Origin of the sequence: Mesorhizobium sp. STM 4661, from assembly GCF_000359125.1 — a bacterium.
Classification (GTDB): Bacteria; Pseudomonadota; Alphaproteobacteria; order Rhizobiales; family Rhizobiaceae; genus Mesorhizobium.
The window spans coordinates 1-24,977 of sequence record NZ_CAAF010000073.1; the positions used below are offsets into that span (position 1 = coordinate 1).

The following is a 24,977-nucleotide window of genomic DNA, read 5'->3' on the forward strand; positions in this document are numbered from 1 at the left end:
CGATTGGCGAAAGCGATGGCGGCATCCGATCTCCCCCCTTGCGGGGGAGATGGCCGGCAGGCCAGAGGGGGGTGCTCAAGCGCGACCAAATGAAGCCCTCATCCCGCCGATTTCTGCGCCAGTTGCAGATCAACGAACTGTATCCCCTTGGCCGCCATCCGCGCCCATTCGGAATCCGCATCGAGTTCGAGATAGCGCACCCAGCAGCGGCGGGCCTCCGCCAGATTGCCGGCGTCGAATTCGAGCCTGGCGAGGTTGAACACCGCATCGGCGTAGTTTGCATCAAGCGCGATCGCCTTGACGAGGTGCCGGCGCGCCGAGGCCTCGCGGCCTTCGTCGCTCATCAGTCCGGCGAGGTTGAACCAGGCTTCAACGAAACCCGGATCGAGTCTTATGGCGCGGGCATAGTCATTCGCGGCTTCCGCCACACGGCCGGCGCCGCGCAGGCAGTTGGCGCGGTTGAAGGCGGCGATGGCATCGCTTGGATCGATGGAAAGGCAGCGCTGGTAGAGGGCGGCCGCGGCGTCGTGCCGGCCCTCCTCCTCCGCCGCTTCCGCCTCGGCGAACAATTCTTCCAGCGTGTCGTCGCCATACATTCCTGAATTGGCCACGCCCAAATCGAACAGCAACTGGCCGTCGAGCTCACTCTGCCCGTCCTCGAGATAGATCGCATCCGGGCGACCAAATGCCGAGCCGACGGCGAGCGACTTGGCGGTCAGCGAGGCGACCGGGCCAGAGCGGTGCACGGAGCGCGCGATCGCCCCCCAGGTCGCGCCGCCTGATATCAGCCCGGCATATTTGCGGGCCAGGATCAGGTCGCGGAAGGAATAGGGTTCGCCATCATGCTCGAATGCGTCGAACAGGCTGAGAAGGTCGAAGTCGGCGGCGACAAGCCGCGACTGGTCGATGAGCGACTGCCTGGACAGCGCCGAGGCCTCCGGCGCCTTCATCAACCCGAGCAGGCGTAGAAAACCGTTTTCGCTGAGAAGCGTGCGCCCCGCCCCGCGCTCGGCATCGGCGCGGCGCTCGATCTCGGCATCGCCTGCTTTGGCGAGCACCAAGCGGCCGAACACGACATGGCTGGTGCGCCTGGTGACGCCGCGCCGCAACTGGCCCTGCTGGCGCGCGACCTCACGCGCGGCCAGCCGTAGCGGAAACGCCGCCAGCGCGCCGACGACGCCGAAGACGCCGCCGGCGGGGGCCGTCACGCCTTGCTCTTGCCGACGGCCTTGAGCAGATTGGCCTTCAGCGGGTTTTCCTTGGCCGCACCGGCCTTGGCTGCGGGCTTCGCCGCATCGTCTGCCTTGCTCTTCGACTTGGCCGGCGGCTTGGCCGATTGCGACAGGCTCGCCTTCAGCGCATCCATCAGGTTGATGACATTGCCGCGCTCGGGCGCCGCCGCGATGATCGGCTTGTGGCCCTTCAGCTTCTCACGGATCATCCCCATCAGCGCGATCTCGTAGCGGTCCTCGTAATTCTTCGGATCGAAGGTGGTTTCTTTCTGCTTGATCAGCGCTTCGGCCAATTGCAGCATTTCGGCATCCGGCTTGCCGGCCGGGATGTTGCCGAAATATTCAGCCGTGCCGCGCACTTCGTTGGGGTTCCTCAAGGTGCAGACGAACATGCCGTTCTCGCGCGCACCGATCGTCACCACGCGCTCGCGGCTGGACAGCACCAGGCGCGCGATCGCCAGCTTGCCGGATTTGCGCATCGCTTCGCGCAGCACCGCGAAGGTTTCCTCCGCCATCGCGCCGTCCGGCGCCAGGTAATAGGGCGCGTCCTGGTAGATCACGTCGACCTCGCCCTCGTCGACAAAGGCCTCGATGTTCATCGTGTGGTTGGATTCGATGCGCACCGCGTCGAGATCGGTATCATCGATGATGATGTACTGCTTGTCCTCGTACTCGTAGCCCTTGACCAGGTCCGAGCGCTCGACCAGCCCGAGCTCGGGATCGACCGGCTTCATGTTGATGCGGTTGTGGGTCTTCTTGTGCAGCTGGTTGAAGCTGATGCGTTCGCTGGCACTCGTCGCCGGATAGAGCCGGACCGGACAGCTGACGAGGCTGAGCTTGAGGTAACCTTTCCAACTTGCCCTGGGCGCCATGAATTCTCTCCTACGCGGCCGTGCACTGTCGAACTGTTGCAGCGCTGTTCGTCCGAAGGACGAACGATAACGCCGAAATCCTACATCGAGCCCTCACAATACCGGCAAATCCCTAGCGAAATCTTCCATGTCGGCCCAGGGATCGCCCGAGGTAGCCAGAAGGCCCGGCAGCGAAGAATAATTCAAATCCTGCGGAGCGTCGATGGATTCCAGATCGGACCAGCTCACCGGCGTCGAGGCCGGCAGATTGGTGCGGGCGCGCAGCGAATAGGGTGCGGCGGACGTGTGGCCGCGCGCATTGCGATGATAGTCGATGAAGATGCGCCGTTTGCGGTTGTCCTTGCCCATGGTTGTGGTGAAGGTGTCGGGCGCCGTGGCAGTCAGATGTGTGGAGATGGCGCTGGACACCTGATGCAGCTTCTTCCAGTTCTGCTTTTGCGTCACCGGCACTGATATGTGGATGCCGCTGCCGCCGGAGGTCTTGGCGAACGGCATCAGCCCAAGACCCTCCAGTTCACCCCTGATGTGCACCGCGGCCTCCACCACCTCGCGCCACGCAATCCCCTCGCCAGGGTCGAGGTCGAAGACGATCAAATCCGGCTTGTCGAGTTTTGTTCGATGGGTGCCCCAGGTATGGAACTCGACGACGCCGAACTGCGCCAGCGCCAGATAGCCCTTGGCGCCCTCGACCGACAGATAGGATTTTGTCTCGCCCTCGGAATTGGTCGCCTCGAAGGTGACGACCGAAGGCGGCATGCCGGTGAAGGCGTGGCGCTGGAAGAAACAATCCTGCGGCTTGCCGGTCGGGCAGCGCACCAGCGACACCGGACGGCCGAGAATGTGCGGCAGCATGAAGTCGCCGACCAGCGCGTAGTAGACCGCGATATCGAGCTTGGTCGGCCCGGTCTTGCCGAACAGCCGCCGCGTCGGGTTGGTCACCCAGATCGTCGCGAGATCGGCCTCGGCGATCAGCCGCTTGCGTTTCGCCGAGACCGGCGTCGACAGGCCGACATCCCTGAGGCCGCGGAACACGCCGTGACGCAACGCATTGTCCGACGTGCGGTTGGCGTAGTGGATGCGCGCCGACAACAGTGGCCGCACCCAGTTCATCTCGCGCATGATCTCGCGCGGCACGCCTTCGGGTGCGGTGGCGCCTTCGCGCAAGGGTTCCAGCCGGGCCAGCAATTCGCCTGCCATCCCGGCATCGAAGCCGGTGCCGACCTTGCCGCGATAGTGCAATTCGCCGTTTTCGAATTCCGCCATGCCAAGTGCCGCCAGCCCTTCGGCGGCGTCTGACGTGGTGTAGCCGGCGATGACGAAGTCATCGGATTTCAGCGCCTTGGTCTTGGTCCAGCTCTTGGTGCGGCCGCTCTGATAGGTCGCGGTGGCGCGTTTTGAGACGACGCCTTCCAGACCGAGTTCGGAGGCCCTGACATAGAGCCCCTGCCCGTCGCCTTCGACGTGGTCGGAGAATTGGATCGCGGAATTGGCGCCAAGACCGGAAAGCAGTTGCGAAAGCAGCGCCTTGCGCCTGATGAGCGGCGCCGTGGTCAGATCCCAGCCGTCGAGATAAAGCAGATCGAAGGCATAGAAATGGAGCTTGTTGCCGGCGCCTTCCGCCAACGCGTCCTGCAGTAGCGCGAAGCGGCTGATGCCCTTGGCGTCGAGCACGACGATCTCGCCATCGATAACCGCCTCGCGGCACGGCAGTTTTGCAAAGGCGCCGGCCAAGTCGCCATAGCGCTTCGTCCAGTCGAGGCCGGCGCGGGTGATCAGCCGCGCCGCCTTGTCGGCCAGATGCGCCATGGTGCGATAACCGTCGAACTTGATCTCGTGCAGCCAGGTCTCGCCGGTATCGACGCCATCCGACGGTTTCGGCACCTGCGTGGCCAGCTGCGGCTCGATGCGGGCAGGCAGCAGCGCCTTGACCGCGCCGGGCAAAGCGCCGGGTTTCAGCACCACCGGCTTTGCCGGCTTGGTCGCCGGCTTCGGCGCTTCGACCAGTTCCTCGATGCGGCGCCCGGATTTGACGCTTTCCGGCCGCTCGCTGAGGATATCGAGCTTGGTATCGGCGGCGAGGTCGCGCTCCTTGAACAGCAGCCAGTTTTTCTTGCCCTCATCCTCGCCTGGCTTGGGCTTCAGCCGTGTCAGCATCCAGCCGCCATTCAGCTTCTCGCCGGCGAGGCGAAACTTGAAGGCGCCGGTGCGCAGGCTCTTTTCGACATCGTCCATCGGCGCCCAGCTGCCGGTGTCCCAGACGATCATCGGACCGCCGCCATATTCCCCCTCGGGAATGACGCCTTCGAAATCGATATAGTCGAGCGGATGGTCCTCGGTCTCGACCGCCAGTCTTTTATCCGCGGGGTTGAGCGATGGGCCGCGCGGCACCGCCCAGCTTTTCAAGACATCGCCGACCTGCAGGCGCAGATCGTAATGGTCGGCGGTAGCATGATGCTTGTGCACGACGAAGCGGTTGCCATCGTCGCTGAGCAGCCCGCCCGCCGGTTCCGGCGTGCGGCTGAATTCACGCTTGGCGCGATAGGCCTCGAGTTTGGAGGGAGTTGGCATGGGTCAGGCGAGAGTGGCGGCTAGTGCGCCTTCGGATAGCCAGCGCAGCGTTCCTTCACACCCCCCTCTGTCCTGCCGGACATCTCCCCTGCAAGGGGGGAGATCAGAAGTCGCTTCAGCTTTCGCCAATCGCCAACGTTGGAGGTGAAGCGCCGAAGACGAAGCTGCCAATCTCCCCCCTTGCGGGGGAGATGTCCGGCAGGAAAGAGGGGGGTGCTGTCCCGCCAGCATTGCGGATTTTCCTCCACCACAGCGGTGCGAAAGGATGGATGCCACGCGGCTCAATCGTCAGTGGCCGGTGTCAATTCGAGCTCGGCGGGCGAAAGTCCTTGCTGAAGCTGGCTCAACCGGAATTCGTCGACCCAATAGGCCTCGCCGTCGACCAGAACCCGCGCGCTGTAGGCGCCGGCGGAAAAGCGCTGCGCGGTGATGTAGACCTTGTGGCGGTCGAGCGCCTGGCGCACCGCGGCGCGCTTGGATTTTTGGGCAGTGACGGAACTGGCCATGACTCGCTCATACGCTCGACGCCGCACAACAGAACGGCAGGGACAAGGATGGCCGAGACCGGGGGGCCTGTCAATTTTCGGGTGGTGCGAACCGCTTGGAACGACGGCTACACCAAGCCCAAATGAGCCGGCCCTGCCATCACGCCAGCCACGCACCGTGCAAATTTCCCTCTTCGGATTTGTCCTTCGTAAGTGGAAAAACAACCACTGAAGGAAAGCAACTTTGCATCATGACACTTCCTTTTCTGTATCACAAATAATGGTTGACATCCATATTTTTAGTGATACAAATAATCCGGTGAAAATCGTGTGGGATGAGCACAAGCGCCTGACCAATCTCGACAAGCACGGGATGGACTTCGCCAATCTCACCATCGAATTTTTCGAGGCGGCGACCATCTATCCCGGCAAGAGCGGTCGGCATGTGGCGCTCGGCCGTCTATCCGACGGCACTATCGTCGTCATCTTCGCCCATCTCGGCACGGAAGCCATTTCGATTGTTTCGATGCGTCCGGCCAGCATCAGGGAAAGGAGCCTTTTGACATGACCCGCAAGAAACCCATGAAAGAATTCGTTCCCGGCCGCGGCTATACCAGGCAGGATTGGGACGACGCCGACAGCCCGGAATTGACCGATGAGCAGATTGCCAAGGGCAGGCCTTTTGCCGAAGCGTTTCCCGATCTGGCCGAAAGCATCAAGCGCGGCCGGGGGCGCCCACCCGTCGCTGTGCCGCTGCAACAGATTTCCATCCGGCTTGAGCCGGCGGTGATCGAAAAGTTCAAGGCAACCGGCAGGGGCTGGCAGGCCAGGGTCAATGATGTGCTGAAGAAGGCGAAAGTGGGCTAGAGGCGCGGATGTCGGCAATCGTGAGCCCGTGAGGTTTCATTTCGACACTATTTTTCTGTCAGGCGGCCGGACTTGGAATGTATCAGCGTCGGTGCCAGCCGCCTGGCGCCGACGGCGCGCAGCCACGCCGTGCCCTGCCAGAGTAGCCCATCCGGCTTAATTGCCACCCGTTTCGCTCGCGCCTAGCCTGCCGGTAATCGGGTTGGGTGGAGTAATGGCGTCTGGAGCGACAGGCCGCAAGTCCGAGCGCATGGGGTCGCTGGATCTGTTGCGCCTGGTCGCGGCTTTGGCTGTCCTGTTCTTCCACTATCTCTTTCACGGATCCTACCTGCCGCCACTGCTGGCGAACGGCTACCCCGAAGCCGGCTCCCTCGCCATATACGGCTATATGGGCGTCAACCTGTTTTTTCTGATCAGCGGGTTCGTCATCGCCTGGTCGGCCGAAGGCAGGAACTGGACGGAATTCGCCGCGGCAAGGTTCGCCCGGCTTTATCCTGGCTTCCTCGTCTGCATGACCGCCAGCTTTATCGTGCAGACGCTGGCTGCCAATCCGACCCTTCCATATGACCCAAGCATCTGGGCCGCCAATCTCTTCATTGTCGCCCCGGCCTTCAACAGACCCTTCGTGGACGGTGTCTACTGGTCGATCGTCATGGAGATCATTTTCTATGGGTGGATCGCGATCGCTCTGTTCCTCGGCGTCTTCTCGCGCTGGAAGCTGCAGATCGTGGCGGCATGGCTGCTGATTTCCGTTATCAACGAAACGGTCATCCACAGCACGGCTCTGCAGTTCGTGTTGATCACGCAATACGCGCCGTATTTCGCCGGCGGCATCCTTGCCCAGCACATTGTCGCCAAGGGTTCGTCTATCGAGGCGCTTGTGCTGCTCGGCGCGGCGTTCCTGCTGTCGTGCAGGGAGGTGGCCTCGGGCGCCGACTGGATGCAGGCCAATTTCGGATTCTCGCCGTCGCTTGCACAGCTGCTTGCCGCCAATGTCGTCGTCTATGGCCTGTTCGGCGGGGCTCTGCTCCTGCGTCGCCGCATCGCACCGACACCACTGGTGCTTATGCTGGGCGGGCTCACCTATCCGCTCTACCTCCTGCATCAGGAAATCGGCACGCTCTGGCTCAACGCGCTATCGCCAGCGGTCGGCCGCTGGGTCGCCCTGGCAATTGTGCTCACGGCCTTGCTGTCCGCCTCATTCGTGATCTCGTTCTTCATCGAAAAACCGATACGCAAGCCTTTGATATCGTTGCTGCTGCCCCCGCTGAACATGATGGCAAGCAAACTCCGGCTCGATCGGCCGGCGTGAATGGTGAATGGTGAATGGTGAATGGTGAATGGTGAATGGTGAATGGTGAATGGTGAATGGTGAAATTGCACACAATACGTGACGAAAGAACGACTAAATACACTACTGACTACTGAACTACTGACTACTATTCACTATTCACTATTCACTATTCACTATTCACCACTCGATACCACCCAACAGTTCCTCCGCCTTGGAAACAGCAGCAGCCTGATGCGGCTGCAGGGGCTGGCCGGCATAGGCTTCGAAGACCGGCAGGAACGGGTCGTCGATATCGGTCCTGATACCGGACAACTGCTCTATCACTGCCAGGCCGCAATAGGGAACGTAGGCAGCCGAATAGCCTCCTTCATGCGACATCATCAGGCGTCCGCCGCAGAGATCGTCCGCCGCCTGCATCAACATCCGCGTCATCTCGCGGTAGCTGCCGCTGTGCAGCATCATGCGTCCCAGCGGATCGGCCGCCGAGGCATCGAAGCCAGACGGCACGACGATGAGATCGGGCTTGTAGCGATGAAGCGCCGGCAGCACGATGCGTTCGAAGACCGACATATAGGCGCCGTGGCCGCATCCGGCCGGCAACGGCACGTTGATGTTGTAGCCTTCGCCCTTGCCCTCGCCGCGCTCCTTGTGAAAACCGCTGTCATGCGGATAGAGCCCGTCCTGGTGGATCGAGATGGTCAGCACGGACGGGTCCGCATAGAAGGCGGACTGGGTGCCGTTGCCGTGATGGACGTCCCAGTCGACGGTGGCGACCCGCTCGAAGCCATGCTTGGCCCGGTTCTTCAGGATGGCGACCGGAACGTTGCCGAACAGGCAAAAGCCCATGCCTTGCGCGCGCTCGGCATGATGCCCCGGCGGCCGCACCAGAGCGTAGCCATTGCCGACATCGCCGCTCAGCACCGCGTCCATCACCGCCGCGGTGCCGCCGGCGGCGAGACAGGCGATCTCATAGCTGCCATGGCCGAAAGGTGTCAGATAGCTCGCATCGCCGCCACGCCCGTCGCTGAGCGTCTTGATGCGGCTGACATAGTCGCGGTCGTGGAACAGGGCGAGATCGTCCTCGCTCACCGCAACGGAGGCAATCATCGACAGTTTCCCGGTGAGGCCCGAAACCTCCATGAGGTTGCGGAACCGGCGTTTGGTCGCGGCATTCTCCGCATGCTCGCCCGGCTCGATGGTCAGGCTCGGCTGAAAGAACTGCGCGGCGTTGCCGGTCTCGTGCCAGAGATAGAGCTCGTGAAAATTCCAGCCCGTCGTCATCTGCTGCTTCCTAACCCGCCAGGATCATCGCTGCGGCGCGTTCGGCGATCATGATTGTCGGCGCGTTGGTGTTGCCCGAGACCATCCTTGGGAACACCGAGGCGTCGGCGATGCAAAGCCCGTCCAGCCCATGCACCTTCATCGACGCGGGATCGACGACGGCCATCGCGTCGGTGCCCAGGCGGCAGGTGCTGGTCGGATGATAGAGCGTCGTGCAGTGGCCGCGAATATACTCCGCGATCTCGGCGTCGCTCTCGCATTCGGCGCTCGGCGTGATCTCGCCGACGAGCATTTCGGCAAGCGGCGACTGCGCCGCGATCCGGCGGCTGATGCGGATGCCTTCGACCAGCGTGGCGATGTCCGAGCCGTCCTCGTCACTGATGAAGTAACGCGGGTCGATCGCCGGATATTCGACCGGATTGGCCGAGCGCAGGCGGATCTCGCCGCGGCTGTCCGGCCGCTGCAGCGTGGTGTGCAGCGTGATGCCAGGCTTCGACGACAGGAATCGCACATAATCGCGATGCGGGCTGATGGCGCCGTAAAGCTGCAAATCCGGTTCGACATCGGGTCGGCTCTTGACGAAGCCACCAGCCGCCACCCAGGGCGAGGAACGCGGACCGCTGCGTGATGTCTGCCATTCCACAAAATCGCGCCGCAGCGTCTCGTCGGTCCAGGCGCCGACGCCGATCCTGTCCTTCGTATAGAAGGTGATCGGAATGTTGATGTGGTCCTGCAGGTCCTTGCCGACGCCCGGCAGATCGTGCACGGGGGCAACGCCGACTTGGGCGAGTTCGTCGGCCGGGCCGATGCCCGAAAGCAGCATCAGCTGGCAACTGCCGATCGAGCCCGAGGACAGTACCACCTCTGAGTCGGCGAAGGCGGCCTCCGGTTCGCCATTCACCAGATAGCGGATGCCTTTGACCCGGCCCCTCTCGACGATCAGGCCCATGGCCAGCACGCCGGTCCTCACCGTCAGATTGGGGCGCTCCCGCGCGGGGCGCAGATAGGCCTTGCCGGTGCCCCAGCGTTCGCCGTTCTTGATGGTGAACTGAAAGAGGCCGACGCCTTCCTGCTCGACGCCGTTGAAATCGCGGTTCTGCTTGTAGCCGGCGGCCTTGCAGGCCTCGATCCAGGCAAGCTCGTTGGGATCGACATGTGGGACATTGCCGATATGCAGCGGCCCGTTGGCGCCATGCAGCGGATCGTTGCCGAGTTCGGCATTGCTTTCGCAGGCCTTGAACACCGGCAGCACGTCGGCCCACGCCCAGCCGGGGCAGCCCATCGCCGCCCAGCCGTCATAATCGGACGGCAGGCCGCGAATATAGATCATGGCGTTCAGCGCGCCGGAGCCGCCGATCATCTTGCCGCGCGGCCAGAACACCCGCCGGCCGCGGCAGCCTGCCTGCGGCTCGGTGTAGTAGCCCCAATCGACGGCCGTGTTGAACATGGTCGGCCAGTCCGAGGGCACGTCCGAGGCCAGCGGCGCCTCGCGCCCGGCCTCCAGCAACAGCACCTTGCGGGCCGGATCGGCACTGAGGCGGTTGGCCAGCACGCAGCCGGCCGAGCCGGCACCCACTATGATCGTATCGAACATCGTAAGTCTCTCACTTTCCGGCCGGGGCCGGGCTTTGCACAATGTTGCTCACTGCCGGCTTGCTGTCTGCCGGCCGGCTCTCCGCGAGATTGGCGCGACGGCGCGCGAGCCAGTGGACGAGATCGCCAAAACGGCCGACCAGCCCCTTCGGCATCAGCACCACCGACAGCGCGATGATCAGGCCGAGGCCGAGCGTGCGGAACTCGCCGCTCTCGCGCATCAATTCGTCGGCCAGGACCAACACCACGGTTCCGACCAGCGGTCCCCAGAACGTGCCGACGCCGCCGACGACGACGATGGCGATGATGAACATCAGTTGCGACATCGACAGCACGCCGGGGCCGATCGCCTGGAAATGCGCGGCATAAAAACCGCCGGCCAGGCCGGTGAAGAAGGCGGAAATGCCGAAGACCAGAAGCTGCGCCTGGAAGCGGTTGACGCCACGCGCCACCGCGTAGCCCGGATTGTCCTTCAATGCCCGGAAGGCAAGGCCTATCGGGCTTTTGACGATTGCGTAGGTGAAGACCATTGTCACCGCGAACAGCACCGCGATGATGGCGTAGTTGCCGACAAGCCACTGCGCTCTGAGCAAGGCCCTGGTGCCGAGATCGCCGAAGCGGGCAAAGCCGACGGCGCCGCCGGTGAACTGACGGCAGACGGAGCCGACCATGACGAAGCATTCGGTGTCGGTGACGATCAACAGATACATCGTCTGGGCAATCGCCAGCGTCAGCAGCGCCACATAGACGCCGGTCAGGCGAAGGCAGGCGAGGCCCACGACCAGCGAAAACAGCACGGCGCCCAGTGCGCCGGGCACAAGAGCCGCCCAGACGTTCCAGCCGAAATAGAAGCAGAGCATCGCCGTCGCATAGCCGCCGAAGGCGAAGATCGCCATTTGCGCCAGCGAGAAGATGCCGGAGAAGCCGAACAGAAGGTTCCACTGCGAGGCGATCGTTGCATAAAACAGCGCCAGCACGATCTGGCCGAGGATGTAGCGGCTGTCGACCATGAAGGGCAGCGCGATCGCCGCCGCGATCAGGACCAGGCTGATGGCAAGATCGGTCTTGGCTGACCGGGACATGGAGGAACGCGACATGGTGTCTGTCATGGTGCCCTCACATGCGCCGGATTTCGGCGCGGCCGAAAAGGCCGGACGGTCGCCAGATCAGCACGGCAATGACGACGAACAGCAGCGATGGAAAGCCCCAGCGGGCGCCCAAGGCGTACTGGACGAAGGATTCGAGCAGCGCCAGCCCAAGGGCCGCGGCGACGGCGCCCGGCAGATTGCCGAGACCGGCGACCACGCACATGATGAAGGCCTTGAGCATCGGGTCGTTGCCGAGCGGCGGCGACAGCTGCGTCATCGACGACACCATGACGCCGCAGATGCCGGCGAGTGCGCCCGACAGCATCAGCACCTGCAGATAGACGCGGTTGACGGCGACACCCATGAGCTGGGCCGCGTCGCGGTTCTGCGCCGTCGCCCTGATCGCCCGGCCCATCCGCGTGCGGCCGAGCGCCAGCGAGACCACCACCATCATGACGACGACGACCGCGATGATCATCAGGTTCTGCCAGGGCAGCGTCAGCGGCCCGAGGCGAAAGGTGCCGACGATCGAAACCGGCTGTTTCAGCGGCTGTCCGCCATAGGTCAGGAGGATGGCGTTCTCGAGCGCGATGCCGATGCCGACCGTGGCGATCATGACGTTGGCTTCGAATGTCGACTTGTCGTTCTTCAACAGATTGCGCACGATCGCGAAATAGAGGATGGCGCCGGCCACGGCACCGGCGATGATGGCGCCCGCGAAGCCGAGCGCGATCGGCAGGCCGAGCGAGGTGATCACCGTGAAGGCGACGTAACCGCCAAGCGTCAGCATCGCCGCATGGGCCATGTTGAGCATGCCCATCGATCCCCAGACCAGCGACAGTCCGACCGTCGCCAGGGCATAGAGCGCGCCCGAGGTGAAGCCGGCGACGAGAATGGCCATGAGCACATCGACCATGGCGTCAGCCTCCAAGATAGGTTGCAAGGAGCTCGTCGCGCGCCATCAGTTCGGCGGGCTTGCCCGACCAGACGATGGCGCCGTCGTCGAGCAGATGCAGGCGGTCGGCGAGATCCTCGACGCGGGCCGGGTTCTCCTCCACCAAAAGGATGGTGCGGCCGGCCTTGCTCAGTTCGGAAATGACGCCGTAGACCTGGTCGATGATCAGCGGCGCCAGGCCGAGCGACGGCTCGTCGATCAGAAGGATGCGCCCGCCCATCATCAGGCCGCGGCCGATGCCGACCATGCGCCGTTCGCCGCCGGACAGGCTCGAGGCGATCTGGCCGCGGCGGTCGGCGAGCTTCGGCAGAAGCGCATAGACCTCGTCCAGCCGGCGCGTGATCCCGGCCTTGTCCGGCGCCAGGTAGGCGCCCATCAGCAGGTTTTCGAGCACGCTCATCTGCGCAAACAGCATGTCGCCCTGCGGCACATGGGCGACGCCCAGCATCGCCGTCTCATGTGGCTTGCCGGACAGGCGCTGGCCGTCGATGCTGATCTGCCCGCCGCGCAGCGGCACGAGGCCGGAGATGGTCTTGAGCAATGTCGACTTGCCATGGCCGTTCGGGCCGACGACGGTGACGAACTCACCGGCATGAACGGTCAGCGAAATGCCCTTGAGCACGTCGAGCCCATCATAGCCGGAGACGATGCGGTCGAGCTGCAGGACAGGCGGTTTTGCGGCTGCGCCCATCATGGCGTCCCCATCACGGGGGGCGTCGCGGCGGCTTGCTCATCGAAGAATTTCTTCAACCGTTTCCGCGTGCCCTGGCCGAGATAGGTTTCGACGACGGTCTGGTCCTCGGCTACCTTGTCCGGCCTGCCCTCGAAGATCACCTTGCCATGGTGCATGATGATGACGCGGCTGGACAGCGCCAGGAGAAAGCGCATGACATGCTCGATCAGGACGATGGTCAGTCCCTGGTCGCGCAGTTTCAGCACCATCGCCATGATCTGGTCGATCTCGGCGACGTTGAGCCCACCGACCGGCTCGTCGAGGAAGAGCATTTTCGGCCGGGTGGCGATGGCGCCGGCGATCATCAGGAGCTTGCGGTCGAGCACCGGCAGCCGCGCCACGGTCTCGTCGGCCTTGGCCGCAAGCCCGACGAAGTCCAGCGCCTCCATCGTTGCCTGCCGGACTTCCTCGCCGAGGCGAAAGCCGGCCAGCCTTCGCCGCTGCCGGCCGAAATAGGCGGCGATCTCGATGTTCTCGCGAACGGTCAGGCTGTCGAAGGCGGCATTGAGCTGGAAGGTGCGGGCCATGCCGAGTTGGCAGATGCGGTCGGCAGCAAAGGCCGAAATGTCGGTGTCGCCGAAATGCACCCGGCCGCCGCTGGCCGGCGTGATCCCGGTCACGACATCGAAAAAGGTCGTCTTGCCGGCGCCGTTCGGCCCGCCAATGCCGACGATCTCACCCGGATTGACCACCATCGACACGCCGTCGACGGCGGCCAGCGAGCCGAAGCGTTTGACCACACCGTCACAAACCAGCATCGGGCCCGCAGCCTCAGTCATCTCGTTTGCCCTGGCATCTTACCTGGTGGCAACCGGTCGGGCGCAACCCCGGCCGGTTTCGTTGGTTTCATTTCCATGTCTGGTTCATTTGATCCATGGCGGCAGGATGAAGCTGTCCGTGGCATAGAGCACCGGCGCGATCAGCTTCGGATCGGTCTTGTAGTCCTGATGCTGCAGGAACTGGTGCGGCATGCCAAGCGACGGATCGGCCACTTGCGTCGGATAGCAGAAGGCCGACTGGCCGGCGGGATCGGCCCGATAGGTGCCGTTGACCCCGCGATAGACCAGGCGCTTCATGGCATTGGCCACCTTGGTGGTCTGCTCCTTGTTCATCGGCTCGCCCGGACCGCCGGCGATTGCCGCGGCAAGCGCCCACATCCACAGGCCGTCATAGGTCTGCGATCCCGTGATGTAGGCGGAGTTCGGACCGAATTTCGCCCGATAGCTCTCGCGGAACGGCTTGGAGAAATCGTCCGGCAGGCAGCCGATCACCGTCGAATAGACGACGCCGTTGACCGCTTCGCCGCCGATCTCGCGGAAGGCGGGCAACGACGGTCCGTACTGCATGTAGATCAGGCTGTTGATCGGTTCGGTGAGGAACTGGACCATGAACTGCGCCAGGTCCTGCGGCAGGAAATGCGTGATCAGGATCGCCGCCGGCGGATCCTGGCGCAGCTTCGCCAGCGTCGGTCCCCACTGGTTGGTCGGGAACGGAACCGTCTCGAACAGGCTGACCTCGAACCCGTATTCGGCTGCCTTGTCGCGGATCGCGTTGGCGATGACGATCGAATATTCGTTGGCCGACGGAATGATGGCGAGCTTCTTGTTGGGCGCCTGCCATTTGCCGTCCGCGGCTAGCGTCTTCAGAAAATTCAGGCAGCCCGGTCCATACCAGAACTCCGGCGGGTCGCCCTGGAAGGAACTGTAGTAGCGGGCCGGGTCGGTCTTGAACTTCTCATTGTGCGAAATCAGCGTGTTGTAGTGCATCATGATGACGTCGTTGTCGGCGGCGACGTCCATCTCGATCATGTTGGTGCCGAGATTGTAACCGTTGATGATGGCCGGCGCCTCGAAGCGGTCGATCAGCCGCTGCATCGACTGGCTGACCAGATCGGCGCCCATTTCCTTGGTGTCTTCGATGTGGATCTCGACCGGCCGGCCGAGAATGCCGCCCGCCGCATTGATCTCCTCGGCGGCAAGCTCGAGACCGTTCTTGAACTCGATGCCGTCGGCGGCGGCGATGCCGGACATCGGCAGCGCCGAACCGACCGGAATGGGCTTGGCGTCCTGGGCGATCGCGGCATTGTTCATGTCGGCAAGAAGCGCGGCGCCGGCAGCGCCCGCGCCGACCACGCCTTGCAGCATTGCACGTCTGTTCATCATGGCAAATTCCCCTTTTTGTCGTTGGTTAGAGTCTTTTCCTCATGCGAAATCTCTCACGCGAAGTCCTTCAGGCGAAAGGCTTGGGTCATGGGCAGAAAGGCGGCTTCCAGGTCGGCGGCCGCCGACAGCACGCGGGCATCGTCGCCGCGCGCGCCGATGATCTGGAAGCCGACCGGCAGGCCCGCCGCGGTCATGCCGCAAGGGATGACGCAGGCGGGTTGCTGGCTGAGATTGATCGGGTAGCTGAACGCCGCCCATTCGGTCCAGCGCGACAGGCCGCTGCCCAAGGGCACTTCAAGTCCGACGTCGAAGGCCGGAACCGATGTTCCCGGCGAGACGATGAAATCATAGGCGTCGAGCAGCCGGTCCATGGCGGCGCCGAATTCGGCGCGCTGTAACTGCGCGGCGACGAGTGCCTTGGCGTCGAACGCCGCCCCCGCCCGCGCGATCTCCAGGAAGCCCGGATCGATGCCTGCCCGTTCGCCCTGCGGGACGAGCGCCAGCCGCGCCGCGGCGCCGGTGAACCAGTGATGCTGGAAAAGATCGAGAAGATCGCCGCCCGGAAAATCGCCATCTGGGAGATCAATCGGCTCGACCGTCGCGCCGAACGCATCGAAATACGTCAAGGCATGAGAGACGGTCGCGGCGATCCCGGAATCCAGCGCTCCTGAAGGCGGCTTCGACCAGTAGCCGATCCGGGCGCCCCGCAAAGTGTCTTCGATCCGGCCAAGTGGCGAAAGCGTTCCCACGCCTTGCTGCCAGTCGCTGATATCGCGGCCGGACATGGCGTCGGCCATGGCGGAAAGATCAAGTGCTGTCCGCGCCATCGGTCCGATATGGGCGACGGTTCCGAACGCGCTCGACGGATAGGCCGGCACGCGGCCGAAGGTCGGCTTCAATCCGGCGATGCCGGTGAAAGAGGCCGGGATGCGGATCGACCCGCCGCCGTCGGTGCCGAGGTGGAAGACGCCGGCTCCGGTGGCGGCCGCGACCGCCGCCCCGCCGGAAGATCCGCCGGGCGTCTTGTCGGCATTCCAGGGATTGCGCGTGATGCCGCGGAGGCTGCTGTCGGTGAGCGCCTTCCAGCCGAATTCGGGCGTCGTCGTCTGCCCGATGAAGACGGCGCCCGCTCCGCGCAGCAGGGCAACCGCGGGGGCATCCTTGTCATAGGCGGCGGAAGTCGTGGTCCTGCTGCCGTAGCGCACGCTCCAGCCCTCGACCCAGACGATGTCCTTGAGCGTCGTCGGTATGCCATCGGTCGCGGACAGTGGCTCGCCTGCCCGCCAGCGTTTCTCGGAGGCGCCGGCGGCCTCGATCGCACCCTTGCGGTCGATCATGGTGAAGGCGTTGAAAAGCGGATTGATCGCTTCGGCGCGGCCGAGTGCCGCCATCGTCACCTCTACGGGCGACAGCGCGCCAGTGCGGTAGGCGGCGTTAAGCTCCGCCGCGCTCAGCCGGCACAGATCATCGGCGTCGGCAATGGGAGAGATCCCATTCGGCATGCAGTTCGAACCCCTCACTCCACGGCCGCTCTTCTGGCAGCCTTGTCAGCATGGGCAGTGTGGCCGGTTTCTTAATTTCCACAAAATGTATTATTCTGGGGAACATTCGCCATTTAATGTAACAAGAGCCATGAACCTGACCATCCGGCAGTTGCGCTATGTCTGCGAAGTCGCCCGCCTTGGCAGCGTGCTGGCGGCCTCCAAGTCGCTCTACATCTCGCAGTCCTCCATCCTGGCGGCGATCACGCTGGCCGAGGCCGGGATGGGGGCGCGCATTTTCGACAGACGGCCGGCGCGCGGCGTCTCCATCACGCCGGCCGGCCAACGCTTCGTCGCCGCCGCCCGAATCATGCTGGCGGCTGAAACGGAGTTCAACCGGTCGATCGGCGACCTCAGCGGGCGCATGCCGAAAGTCCTGCGCATCGGCTGCTTCGAGCCGTTCGGCGCCCTGTTCATGCCGGAAATGCTGCGCAGCTATCTCGACAGCGTCGGCGATGTCGAGATCGACCTGGTCGAGGCCGATCAGGTCCAGTTGCAGGAACGGCTTGTCGCCGGCCAGATCGACCTGGCCATTCTCTACGACATCGGTCCGATCGGAATCGACAGCGTCACCCGCATCTGCAAGGTGCCGGCCCACGCCATGCTCAATGCGGACGATCCGCTTGCCGCGCGCGACGGCATCTGGCTGGCGGAACTGGCGGCACGGCCGCTGGTGCTGCTCGACCTGCCGCACACGGCGACCTATCTTCTGACCCTGTTCGACGTGCTGGCGAAACGGCCGGAAGTGCGCTTTCGCACGCGCTCCTACGAAACGGTCCGCTCGGCCGTCGCCTCGGGCTTCGGCATGGCCGTCCTCAACATGCGGCCGATCGGCCGTGCCACCGCCGATGGCGACGAGATCGTCCGCAAGCCGATCTTCGACGAGTTGCCGCCGCCGACGCTGATCGTCGCCGACATGTACGGTTCGGCAAAGCCGCTCTTCGTGCGTGTCTTCATCGAGATATTCCATCGCTTTTTCACCGCGGTCGGCCCGGCGGGCTTTTCGGTGACGACGCCGGAGCGTGAAGCTTCCCTGCTGGTCGCCAGGAAGGGCTGACGGCGGTTATCCATGTTCAACGATCGCGCATGGAATCGGGATTTGCGAGCATTCCCGTCGTCGCGGCCTAATTCTGGAGGAGCCCTCACCCGGCCTCCGCTCCGCTGCGGCCACCTTCTCCCTTGTGGGCCTGTTGCGCAAACCTCTGCCCTTGGCTAGCATCCCCCACGCCGGCGCCGAGCGGAGGAGAACGTCGCGGTGGACCGGCTGGAGCGCCGTTGCGTCCCTTTGGGCGCTCAAAGGACACTCCATTTTTGAATCGACGCAATGATCTTCGAAACCGCTCCCGGTTTGGGGGTCATGCGCTCATGTGGAGGAGACTAACTTGATCAACAGACGTGAACTCCTGCTGTCGTCGGTGGCTTTTGGCGCACTGGCGCTGGCCGCTCCCTCGGCCTTTGCCCAGGACAAGCTGACCATTCTGGGCTCGGTGCCGAGCCTCGGCTTTCCGTTCTTCGTGCACATGCTGAACCAGATCAAGGCTGAGGCCGCGGCGCAAGGCGTCAACCTGATCGAGAGCGACGGCCAGAACTCGGCGCCCAAGCAGACCGCCGATATCGAGGCGGCGCTGGTGCAGAAGGTCAATGCCATCGTCATCTCGCCGCTCGACGTCAACGCGTTGGCCCCGGCCATCGAGGAAGCGGTCAAGGCCGGTGTTCCGGTGGTCACCATCGACCGCCGCGTCGACGGCGTCGAGGGCATCCTGGCCCATGTCGGCGCCGACAATGTCAAGGGCGGCGAGGCCGAGGCGCAGGCCATGGTGGCGGCGTTCCCGAACGGCGCCAAGCTCTTCCATCTGCAAGGCCAGCCCGGCGCCGGCCCGGCGATCGATCGCAACAAGGGCGTGCACAACGTGCTCGATCCGCTGAAGGACAAGTACCAGATCGTCTTCGAGCAGACCGCCAACTTCGCTCGCGCCGAGGCGCTGTCCGTCACCGAGGCCGGCCTTGCCGCCAACGGCAAGCCCGATGCGATCATCTGCGCCAATGACGACATGGCGCTCGGCGCGGTTGAAGCCTGCGCGGCGCGCAACTTCACCGACGTCAAGATCTATGGCTTCGATGCGCTTCCCGAAGCGCTGGTCGCCGTGCGCGACGGCAAGCTGGCCGGCACGGTCGAACAGTTCCCCGGCGAGCAGTCGCGCACGGCAGTGCAGATCGCGGTCGCCTATGCCAGGGACAAGACCGAGCCGAAGGAAAAGCTCGTGCTTTTGACGCCGATCGTCATCGGCAAGGACAATCTCGACAAGGCTGAAAGGCTTGGCGAGACGAAGTAGGCGACGAAGGGCGCGCAACGACAAAAGTAGCGTTCTGTCGCACCCCCTCTGCCCTGCCGGGCATCTCCCCCTCAAGGGGGGAGATTGGCAGTTTCAGCGCGTCGCCCTCTCTTCAACGCCGAAGATTAGCGAAAGCTTGGGTGACATCCGATCTCCCCCCTGGAGGGGGAGATGTCCGGCAGGACAGAGGGGGGCGCTGTCCCGCCAGCCTTTCGGGTGGATCGCAATTCAAGGAGCATCCTTTGCCAGCCGAAGCCTTGGAGCCATCACCATCGCCCGCCCTCCTCGCCGTCGAGGGCGTGACCAAGCATTTTGCCGGCGTCACGGCTCTTAGCGACGTTTCGCTCGAGGTTCGGCCCGGCGAAATCCTCGGCCTGCTCGGCGAGAACGGCGCCGGCAAGTCGACGCTGCTGAATATCCTGTCCGGCGTGATGCCGCCTTCCAGCGGCCGCATCGTCTTCGACGGTGTCGAATTCAATCCGCACAATCCGCAGGATGCCAAGCGCCTCGGCATCGTCACCATCTATCAGGAACTGAGCCTGATCCCGACGCTGACGGTGGCGGAGAACATCTTCATCGGCCGCGCGCCGCTCGGCCCGCTCGGGCTGGTGAGCTGGCGGAAGATGGAGGAAGACTCGCGCGGCATCATCGCCCGCGTCGGCCTCGACCTCTACCCGGCGACGCCGGTGTCGGCGCTGTCGGTCGCCGAGCAGCAACTGGTCGAGATCGCGCGGGCGCTGTCGTTGAAGAGCCGCCTGATCATCATGGACGAACCGACCTCGGCGCTGACCGAAACCGAAGTGCAGCGGCTGATGTCGATCATGGACCGGCTGCGCAGGGACGGCGTCGCCATCATGTTCGTCACCCACCGGCTGGAAGAGGCCTCCGCCATCTGCGACCGCATGACGGTGCTGCGCGACGGCAGGCTGGCCGGCCACCTCGACCGCGAGGGCGGACCGATCAAGCTGCCCAAAATCATCGAGAAGATGGTCGGCCGCGCCGCGTCCGAGCTCTATGCCAGGCCGACGCAGCGCGATGTCGCGGGTGATGTCAGGCTCTCCGTTCGGGGCCTACGCACCATGCGCGATCCGCAAGCGCCGCATGCCATCGTGCTCGAAGGCGTTAACCTCGACCTCAAGGCGGGCGAGATCCTCGGCGTCGCCGGCCTCGTCGGCTCCGGCCGCACCGAGCTTGCCCGCGCCATCTTCGGCGCCGACCGCATTGCCGCCGGCACCATCATGCTCGACGGCAAGCCGATCGCACCCGCATCGCCGGCAGACGCTATCGCGCTCGGCATCGGCCTGGTGCCGGAAGACCGCAAGCATCAGGCGATCTTCGCCGCACTCGGCATTCTCACCAATTTTTCCATCGCCTCCCTCGGCCGCTACTCGAACGCCGCCGGCTTCATGGCCGAACGGCGCGAGCGCGAGGCGCTGGCGAGCTACAGGAAGACGCTGTCGATCCGCATGGCCTCGCCCGAGCAGGCCATCGAGGGCCTGTCCGGCGGCAACCAGCAGAAGGTCATCCTTGCCCGCTGGCTGGCGCGCGACCCCAAGGTGCTGATTGTGGATGAACCGACGCGCGGCGTCGATGTCGGCGCCAAGGCCGAGGTGCACCAGATCCTGGTGCACCTCGCCGCGCGCGGCATCGCCATCATGATGATCTCGTCGGAATTGCCCGAAGTGCTTGCGGTGTCGGACAGGATCGTCACCATGAGGCGCGGCCGCATCACCGGCGAGATGCCCGGCATCGAGGCGACAGAGGAAAAACTGATGGAACTGATGGCGCTCGACCAAAAGCAGGAAGCGACGCAATGACGAGCACGACCGAACAAGCCCAGCGCGGCGGCATCAATGTCGCGCGCCTGCTGATGAGCTTCGGCCCGCTGATGTTCCTGGCGGTGCTGATCGTCGTCTTCACCGTGCTGAAGCCGAGCTTCATCGACCCGATCAACCTGTTCAACATCCTGCGGCAGATCTCGATTACCGGGCTGATCGCGCTCGGCATGACCTTCGTCATCCTCACCGCCGGCATCGACCTGTCGGTCGGCTCGCTCTTGGCCTTCTGCGGCATGGTCGCGGCGGTGGTGGCCAAGGGCGGCACGGCCAACACGCTGTCGCTGTCGACGACGGGCACGCAAGGCTATGGCTGGTTTGCCGCGCTGCTCGCCGCCGTCGTGGTCGGCGCCGTCGCCGGCGGCGTCCAGGGCTTTGCCATCACCAGGCTGAAAGTGCCGCCCTTCGTCGTCACGCTTGGTGGCCTGACAGTGTTTCGCGGCCTGACGCTGACCATCTCCAATGGCGGCCCGATCTCCGGCTTCGATGCTTCGATGCGCTGGTTCGGCACCGGATTGATCGGCCCGGTGCCGGTGCCGGCGATCATCTTCGCGATTGCCGCGATCCTGTGCCACATCGTGCTGCGCTACACGCGCTACGGCCGTGTGGTCTATGCCGTCGGCGGCAATGCCGAGGCGGCGCGCCTGTCCGGCCTGCGCGTCGACCGCATCCTGATCTCGGTCTATGTCATCGTCGGCTTCTTCGCCGGCCTTGCCGCTTTCGTGCTGTCGGCGAGGCTGAATTCCTCGGAAGCCGTCGCCGGCATCGGCTATGAGCTGACGGTGATTTCGGCGGTCGTCATCGGCGGCACCTCGCTGTTCGGCGGCATTGGCAGCGTCGGCGGCACGGTGGTGGGCGCGGCACTGATCGGCGTGCTGCAGAACGGCCTGCAGTTCAACAATGTCTCGTCCTACACGCAAAGCATCGTCATCGGCCTGATCCTGATCCTCGCCGTGGCCTTCGACCGCTGGCTGAAATCGCGCGTGCGACGGTGAGTTGGCGATGATCCACATCAGAGCCATGACCGAGCAGGACGTGCCGTCGGTATCGCGGCTCGTTGGCGAGTCCTGGCGCCGTACCTATTCGCCAATCATCGGCGCCGCGCTCATCGCCACGGCCAATGCCGTGCTGAGCAGCTCGCTGTCGGGGAGCCGTCTGCTGTTCGGCATGGCACGCGACGGCGACCTCCCGAAGCTGCTGGCCAAGACGTTGGGCTCGAGCCGCAGCCCGTGGATCGGAGCTCTTGCCTATCTGGCCGTGGCCTGCGGATTTGCCGCTGCCGGCAAGATCGAGTTCGTCGCCAGCTTGTCCTCGCTCGGTGTCACGCTGGTCTTCGCCGCGATCAACCTGGCCGTGATCGTGCTGCGCTTCACGCAGCCCGACCTGAAGCGGCCGTTCCGCCTCCCATCGATTGCCAACGTGCCGCCGACGGCGTTGCTGGGAATCGTCGCGTCGCTTTTGCTCGCGGCGCAGTACGACTGGCCCGTCTATGTGACCTTCGCCGGCGTTTTCCTGCTCGGCGCGGTGCCCAATCTGCTCATTCATCGGCACAGGGGTCGCACCAAGCCCCGGGCCGCGACGGGAGCGTCACCCGGCAAGGGAACGCCCCGCGACCGGGGCGATGCAGCATCATGAAGAACAGAAGCCTCCCACTGATCGCCGCCGCTTTCGGCTTCAGCCTCCTGGTTCCCTTTCTCGGCTACCTCTACCTTGGTCCGCTCTACGCGCTCTTGTTCCTCGTCGGCTATCTCGGCGGCTTCGTCCTCTGGATTGCCGCGCCGCCGGGCGCGTCATGGCGTTCGATCAGGCTTCCGTACTGGTTGACGCTCGCCGCCTTCGTGCTGCTGCACAAGGTCGAGGAGAACCGCACGGCGTTCTTCGAGGCCGTCTCGGCCAGGGTCACGGGAACGCCGGTGCCCGAAGTCTCCTTGGGGCTGATCCTCGCGCTTCTCGTCATCCCGGTCGGCGCGTGGCTGGCCATCCCCCTCCTCGTCAGGCGCGACCCGGAGTTCGGCCGCTTTCTCGCGTGGACATTTTTTGCATCGATGGGGCTGACCGAGCTCGCGCACTTCATCATGCCGATGCTCGCCAATGAGCCCTATGGCTACTTTCCGGGCATGGCCAGCGTCGTCGTAGTGGCTCCGCTCGCATGGTGGGGAATGTCGCGTCTCGCTCGCGGCGGGACCGCATGAGCCGGTGAAGAGCGCGATTTCGATCGGACGGCCATGACATACAATCACCGCATCATCCGAATACGCGCGGGCGCTGCGCCGGTGGGGCCAGCAACGTCGCCGGTCGGGTGTCAACAGCCAGATGGCGCAGGCCGTTGGATGGCAGTTTTGATCTCCCCGCTCTCCGTGCAGTGCTTCGACAACGCGGCGCTTCCGCCACCGCGCCCCGGCGGCATTCCGAGATCATGCGGGCGAGTTTTGTCCGAAGTTTTAGCGCGGCTCGCGTCTTCGCAGGAATCCTCCAGGTGCTGTTCGAGAGCCAACAGCGTGCGCACATCCACCAGCTCAAAGCCTAGTTCGCCGATGTTGCGATAACGGTCGGAGCGGCGTTGTCGGTGATCGCGCGGCGCGGCGTAGCGTCCGGCCCAGCTCGTCACCGACCAAGGCGCCGGTCGCCGCCTCGGTGAAACTCGAGATCTCCGGCGATGCTGGCGAAGCTGGCGAAGCTGGCGAAGCTGGATAATCCAGCGGTGGCATTGGGCGTTGCCGCAGGCTTTGGCTGCGATCTAATTGTCGCATTGATTTGTCCCCGGCGCCAGGGGAAGATGCTGTCGTGGAAATGTTTTGCAGGCCACGGAAAAGGTATCCTCCGTCAAAATGCTACGATACGTCAGAATGCTTGCATTGTGGGCCGCGCTTGGTCTTGCCTTCGGCAGCGCGCCGACGTTTGCACATGCCAATTTGACCTCCTCGGTGCCCGCGGCGGACTCCACGGTTCCGGCGCCGGCCCAACTTGAACTTTCCTTTACCGAAGAGGTGAATCTCAGGTTCAGTGCCGTGAAGCTCTCGGGTCCTGACGGGAGTCTGCCCGCGACCGGCGCAGCGAATCTTGCCGAGGGAAATATGGGCCTTATCGTTCCGGTCACGGGACCGCTCACCCCCGGAAGCTACAGCGTCGACTGGAATGTGTTATCGGTAGATGGCCACAAGCTTCAAGGCACCTTCAGTTTCAATGTCGCGCCTTGACGAGCGCCGAAATCGCTCTTGTCGTCTGTCGCTTCCTCTTCGATGCTGCAGCGCTGTTCCTGTGGGGCGCCGGGGCCTATTTGGCAACGCTTGTCCCAGCGGGATTGCGCGAGGAGATCTGGTCAGGCCTGAGGCGCGCGCGACAGGCGGCGTTGGCCGCGCTTGTCGCCGTAGGCGTTTTCTACCTGCCGCTTCGCACGGTCATCATCGGCGACAGTTGGGGAGCGGCATTCGATGGTGAATTGCTTTCGGCCGTTGCGCTCGAAACCAATATCGGCAGTGCCTGGATCGTGCAGGCCGTCGGCATAGGCCTGCTTCTTCTGGCGACGGCGCTTCTTTCCGGCGCCCATCGCATAACGGCCACCGCCGCGCTGTCCGCCCTCCTGCTGGCAAGTCTTTCGCTTTCTGGCCACGCCGCTATGAATGAAGGCTGGATAGGCCGTCTGCACCAGGCAAACAACGTTCTCCATCTCCTCGCCGCCGGGGCCTGGATCGGTTCGCTGCCGGCGGTTCTGTTGGTGTTGCCCAGGCTGGGCGACCCTGTGGGCGAGCAGGCAACGGTGGCGCTTATTCGGTTCTCGACCGCCGGGCACGTCGCCGTCATCTTGGTCGCTCTTTCGGGCTTGGCGAACACGCTGCTTATCCTAGGTCAACTTCCAATCGACTTCGCCTCGCAATATCAGCGCCTGCTCCTGATCAAAATCGGATTGGTCGCTGTCATGATCGCGGCCGCAATCGTGAACCGCTACATTCTGATCCCGCGAGTTAGCAGACGGGCTGGCGCCAAAAGCGCGATAGAATTGGGAACGAAAGCGGAAATCGTGCTCAGCGGCGCAGTCCTGGGACTGGTGGCCTGGTTCGGCGTGACGGAGCCCGGCAGCTGACCGGCGCAAACAGTGGCGTTAATGGTTATTTTGCGACCGCTGGACTTTCACAACGCC

Annotated in this window: 24 protein-coding genes; 11 read left to right on the top strand and 13 right to left on the bottom strand. The window is 64.1% G+C overall.

Annotated elements, in window-relative coordinates; all coding sequences use genetic code 11:
- Positions 1-98: 98 nt before the first annotated feature.
- The 4 genes from MESS4_RS24225 to MESS4_RS24240 form a co-directional block, all read right to left on the bottom strand.
- Entirely contained in the window at positions 99-1,208 is a 1,110-nt protein-coding gene (locus tag MESS4_RS24225) for a tetratricopeptide repeat protein (protein ID WP_006336732.1), read from the bottom strand.
- Positions 1,205-2,104, bottom strand: a complete 900-nt coding sequence (locus MESS4_RS24230; RefSeq protein WP_006336734.1) for a Ku protein — start codon at positions 2,102-2,104, stop codon at positions 1,205-1,207. Before MESS4_RS24230 ends, MESS4_RS24225 begins: the two co-directional genes overlap by 4 nt.
- A gap of 93 nt (positions 2,105-2,197) precedes the next feature.
- On the bottom strand, positions 2,198-4,672 hold the full coding sequence (gene ligD / locus MESS4_RS24235; protein ID WP_006336737.1) for a DNA ligase D: 2,475 nt from the start codon (positions 4,670-4,672) through the stop codon (positions 2,198-2,200).
- 281 nt (positions 4,673-4,953) lie between these two features.
- Positions 4,954-5,178 (bottom strand): hypothetical protein, encoded by a 225-nt coding sequence (locus MESS4_RS24240; RefSeq protein WP_006336739.1) that lies wholly within the window; start codon positions 5,176-5,178, stop codon positions 4,954-4,956.
- Positions 5,179-5,401: 223 nt separating this feature from the next.
- Here MESS4_RS24240 and MESS4_RS24245 point away from each other — a divergent pair, with 223 nt between their 5' ends.
- From MESS4_RS24245 to MESS4_RS24255, 3 genes are all read left to right on the top strand, one after another.
- A complete protein-coding gene (locus MESS4_RS24245) occupies positions 5,402-5,725 on the top strand; it encodes a BrnT family toxin (RefSeq protein ID WP_348259961.1) in 324 nt (107 codons plus the stop codon).
- Entirely contained in the window at positions 5,722-6,024 is a 303-nt protein-coding gene (locus MESS4_RS24250) for a BrnA antitoxin family protein (protein ID WP_006336741.1), read from the top strand. The genes MESS4_RS24245 and MESS4_RS24250 overlap by 4 nt, the downstream gene beginning before the upstream one ends.
- Positions 6,025-6,238: 214 nt before the next feature.
- Positions 6,239-7,336: an acyltransferase gene (locus MESS4_RS24255; RefSeq protein ID WP_006336742.1), complete on the top strand. Its 1,098-nt coding sequence runs from the start codon at positions 6,239-6,241 to the stop codon at positions 7,334-7,336.
- Positions 7,337-7,495: 159 nt separating this feature from the next.
- On the opposite strand, the gene MESS4_RS24260 is transcribed toward MESS4_RS24255, so the two are convergent.
- The 8 genes from MESS4_RS24260 to MESS4_RS24295 all read right to left on the bottom strand — a co-directional run bounded on the left by MESS4_RS24260 (position 7,496) and on the right by MESS4_RS24295 (position 16,632).
- Positions 7,496-8,599 (bottom strand): class II histone deacetylase, encoded by a 1,104-nt coding sequence (locus MESS4_RS24260; RefSeq protein WP_006336748.1) that lies wholly within the window; start codon positions 8,597-8,599, stop codon positions 7,496-7,498.
- Positions 8,600-8,609: 10 nt separating this feature from the next.
- Positions 8,610-10,193 (bottom strand): GMC family oxidoreductase N-terminal domain-containing protein, encoded by a 1,584-nt coding sequence (locus MESS4_RS24265; protein ID WP_006336751.1) that lies wholly within the window; start codon positions 10,191-10,193, stop codon positions 8,610-8,612.
- 10 nt (positions 10,194-10,203) lie between these two features.
- On the bottom strand, positions 10,204-11,301 hold the full coding sequence (locus MESS4_RS24270) for a branched-chain amino acid ABC transporter permease (protein ID WP_006336753.1): 1,098 nt from the start codon (positions 11,299-11,301) through the stop codon (positions 10,204-10,206).
- A 7-nt stretch (positions 11,302-11,308) separates the two neighbouring features.
- A complete protein-coding gene (locus tag MESS4_RS24275) occupies positions 11,309-12,196 on the bottom strand; it encodes a branched-chain amino acid ABC transporter permease (RefSeq protein WP_006336759.1) in 888 nt (295 codons plus the stop codon).
- A gap of 4 nt (positions 12,197-12,200) precedes the next feature.
- Entirely contained in the window at positions 12,201-12,929 is a 729-nt protein-coding gene (locus MESS4_RS24280; RefSeq protein WP_006336761.1) for an ABC transporter ATP-binding protein, read from the bottom strand.
- The gene (locus tag MESS4_RS24285; protein ID WP_006336762.1) at positions 12,926-13,747 is read right to left on the bottom strand and encodes an ABC transporter ATP-binding protein; all 822 of its coding nucleotides are present in this window, start codon (positions 13,745-13,747) and stop codon (positions 12,926-12,928) included. The genes MESS4_RS24280 and MESS4_RS24285 overlap by 4 nt, the downstream gene beginning before the upstream one ends.
- 84 nt (positions 13,748-13,831) lie before the next feature.
- Positions 13,832-15,130: an ABC transporter substrate-binding protein gene (locus MESS4_RS24290; protein ID WP_006336763.1), complete on the bottom strand. Its 1,299-nt coding sequence runs from the start codon at positions 15,128-15,130 to the stop codon at positions 13,832-13,834.
- Positions 15,131-15,183: 53 nt separating this feature from the next.
- Positions 15,184-16,632 (bottom strand): amidase, encoded by a 1,449-nt coding sequence (locus MESS4_RS24295; protein WP_006336765.1) that lies wholly within the window; start codon positions 16,630-16,632, stop codon positions 15,184-15,186.
- A 130-nt stretch (positions 16,633-16,762) separates the two neighbouring features.
- On the opposite strand from MESS4_RS24295, the gene MESS4_RS24300 reads away from it, so the two are divergent.
- The 6 genes from MESS4_RS24300 (at position 16,763) to MESS4_RS24325 (ending at position 23,031) form a co-directional block, all read left to right on the top strand.
- Complete coding sequence (locus tag MESS4_RS24300; RefSeq protein ID WP_006336771.1) at positions 16,763-17,728, top strand: LysR substrate-binding domain-containing protein; 966 nt, start codon at positions 16,763-16,765, stop codon at positions 17,726-17,728.
- 328 nt (positions 17,729-18,056) lie between these two features.
- Complete coding sequence (locus MESS4_RS24305) at positions 18,057-19,004, top strand: substrate-binding domain-containing protein (protein ID WP_036242040.1); 948 nt, start codon at positions 18,057-18,059, stop codon at positions 19,002-19,004.
- A gap of 242 nt (positions 19,005-19,246) precedes the next feature.
- Positions 19,247-20,821 carry a sugar ABC transporter ATP-binding protein gene (locus MESS4_RS24310; protein ID WP_006336775.1) on the top strand — a complete coding sequence of 525 codons (1,575 nt, stop codon included), beginning with the start codon at positions 19,247-19,249 and terminating at the stop codon, positions 20,819-20,821.
- On the top strand, positions 20,818-21,834 hold the full coding sequence (locus MESS4_RS24315; protein ID WP_006336776.1) for an ABC transporter permease: 1,017 nt from the start codon (positions 20,818-20,820) through the stop codon (positions 21,832-21,834). Before MESS4_RS24310 ends, MESS4_RS24315 begins: the two co-directional genes overlap by 4 nt.
- A gap of 7 nt (positions 21,835-21,841) precedes the next feature.
- Positions 21,842-22,474, top strand: a complete 633-nt coding sequence (locus tag MESS4_RS24320; protein WP_006336777.1) for an amino acid permease — start codon at positions 21,842-21,844, stop codon at positions 22,472-22,474.
- On the top strand, positions 22,471-23,031 hold the full coding sequence (locus MESS4_RS24325) for a hypothetical protein (protein WP_006336778.1): 561 nt from the start codon (positions 22,471-22,473) through the stop codon (positions 23,029-23,031). Before MESS4_RS24320 ends, MESS4_RS24325 begins: the two co-directional genes overlap by 4 nt.
- A gap of 110 nt (positions 23,032-23,141) precedes the next feature.
- On the opposite strand, the gene MESS4_RS33715 is transcribed toward MESS4_RS24325, so the two are convergent.
- The gene (locus MESS4_RS33715) at positions 23,142-23,447 is read right to left on the bottom strand and encodes a hypothetical protein (protein WP_006336779.1); all 306 of its coding nucleotides are present in this window, start codon (positions 23,445-23,447) and stop codon (positions 23,142-23,144) included.
- 238 nt (positions 23,448-23,685) lie between these two features.
- Between MESS4_RS33715 and copC the strand changes: the two genes are divergently transcribed.
- Together copC and copD are read left to right on the top strand one after the other, a co-directional pair.
- The gene (copC, locus tag MESS4_RS24330) at positions 23,686-24,036 is read left to right on the top strand and encodes a copper homeostasis periplasmic binding protein CopC (RefSeq protein WP_006336780.1); all 351 of its coding nucleotides are present in this window, start codon (positions 23,686-23,688) and stop codon (positions 24,034-24,036) included.
- Positions 24,033-24,920, top strand: a complete 888-nt coding sequence (copD, locus tag MESS4_RS24335; protein WP_006336781.1) for a copper homeostasis membrane protein CopD — start codon at positions 24,033-24,035, stop codon at positions 24,918-24,920. The genes copC and copD overlap by 4 nt, the downstream gene beginning before the upstream one ends.
- Positions 24,921-24,977 lie beyond the last annotated feature (57 nt).

What these genes read in the sequence shown, in the direction of transcription:
- MESS4_RS24250 (WP_006336741.1), top strand. Translation starts at nt 5,722, where the DNA reads ATGACCCGCAAGAAACCCATGAAAGAATTCGTTCCCGGCCGCGGCTAT.
- MESS4_RS24270 (WP_006336753.1), bottom strand. Translation starts at nt 11,301, where the DNA reads ATGACAGACACCATGTCGCGTTCCTCCATGTCCCGGTCAGCCAAGACC.
- MESS4_RS24300 (WP_006336771.1), top strand. Translation starts at nt 16,763, where the DNA reads ATGAACCTGACCATCCGGCAGTTGCGCTATGTCTGCGAAGTCGCCCGC.
- MESS4_RS24275 (WP_006336759.1), bottom strand. Translation starts at nt 12,196, where the DNA reads ATGGTCGATGTGCTCATGGCCATTCTCGTCGCCGGCTTCACCTCGGGC.
- MESS4_RS24290 (WP_006336763.1), bottom strand. Translation starts at nt 15,130, where the DNA reads ATGATGAACAGACGTGCAATGCTGCAAGGCGTGGTCGGCGCGGGCGCT.
- MESS4_RS24325 (WP_006336778.1), top strand. Translation starts at nt 22,471, where the DNA reads ATGAAGAACAGAAGCCTCCCACTGATCGCCGCCGCTTTCGGCTTCAGC.
- MESS4_RS24240 (WP_006336739.1), bottom strand. Translation starts at nt 5,178, where the DNA reads ATGGCCAGTTCCGTCACTGCCCAAAAATCCAAGCGCGCCGCGGTGCGC.
- MESS4_RS24265 (WP_006336751.1), bottom strand. Translation starts at nt 10,193, where the DNA reads ATGTTCGATACGATCATAGTGGGTGCCGGCTCGGCCGGCTGCGTGCTG.
- copC (WP_006336780.1), top strand. Translation starts at nt 23,686, where the DNA reads ATGCTTGCATTGTGGGCCGCGCTTGGTCTTGCCTTCGGCAGCGCGCCG.
- ligD (WP_006336737.1), bottom strand. Translation starts at nt 4,672, where the DNA reads ATGCCAACTCCCTCCAAACTCGAGGCCTATCGCGCCAAGCGTGAATTC.
- MESS4_RS24260 (WP_006336748.1), bottom strand. Translation starts at nt 8,599, where the DNA reads ATGACGACGGGCTGGAATTTTCACGAGCTCTATCTCTGGCACGAGACC.
- MESS4_RS24320 (WP_006336777.1), top strand. Translation starts at nt 21,842, where the DNA reads ATGATCCACATCAGAGCCATGACCGAGCAGGACGTGCCGTCGGTATCG.
- MESS4_RS24230 (WP_006336734.1), bottom strand. Translation starts at nt 2,104, where the DNA reads ATGGCGCCCAGGGCAAGTTGGAAAGGTTACCTCAAGCTCAGCCTCGTC.
- MESS4_RS24285 (WP_006336762.1), bottom strand. Translation starts at nt 13,747, where the DNA reads ATGACTGAGGCTGCGGGCCCGATGCTGGTTTGTGACGGTGTGGTCAAA.
- MESS4_RS24295 (WP_006336765.1), bottom strand. Translation starts at nt 16,632, where the DNA reads ATGCCGAATGGGATCTCTCCCATTGCCGACGCCGATGATCTGTGCCGG.
- MESS4_RS24280 (WP_006336761.1), bottom strand. Translation starts at nt 12,929, where the DNA reads ATGATGGGCGCAGCCGCAAAACCGCCTGTCCTGCAGCTCGACCGCATC.
- MESS4_RS24255 (WP_006336742.1), top strand. Translation starts at nt 6,239, where the DNA reads ATGGCGTCTGGAGCGACAGGCCGCAAGTCCGAGCGCATGGGGTCGCTG.
- MESS4_RS24315 (WP_006336776.1), top strand. Translation starts at nt 20,818, where the DNA reads ATGACGAGCACGACCGAACAAGCCCAGCGCGGCGGCATCAATGTCGCG.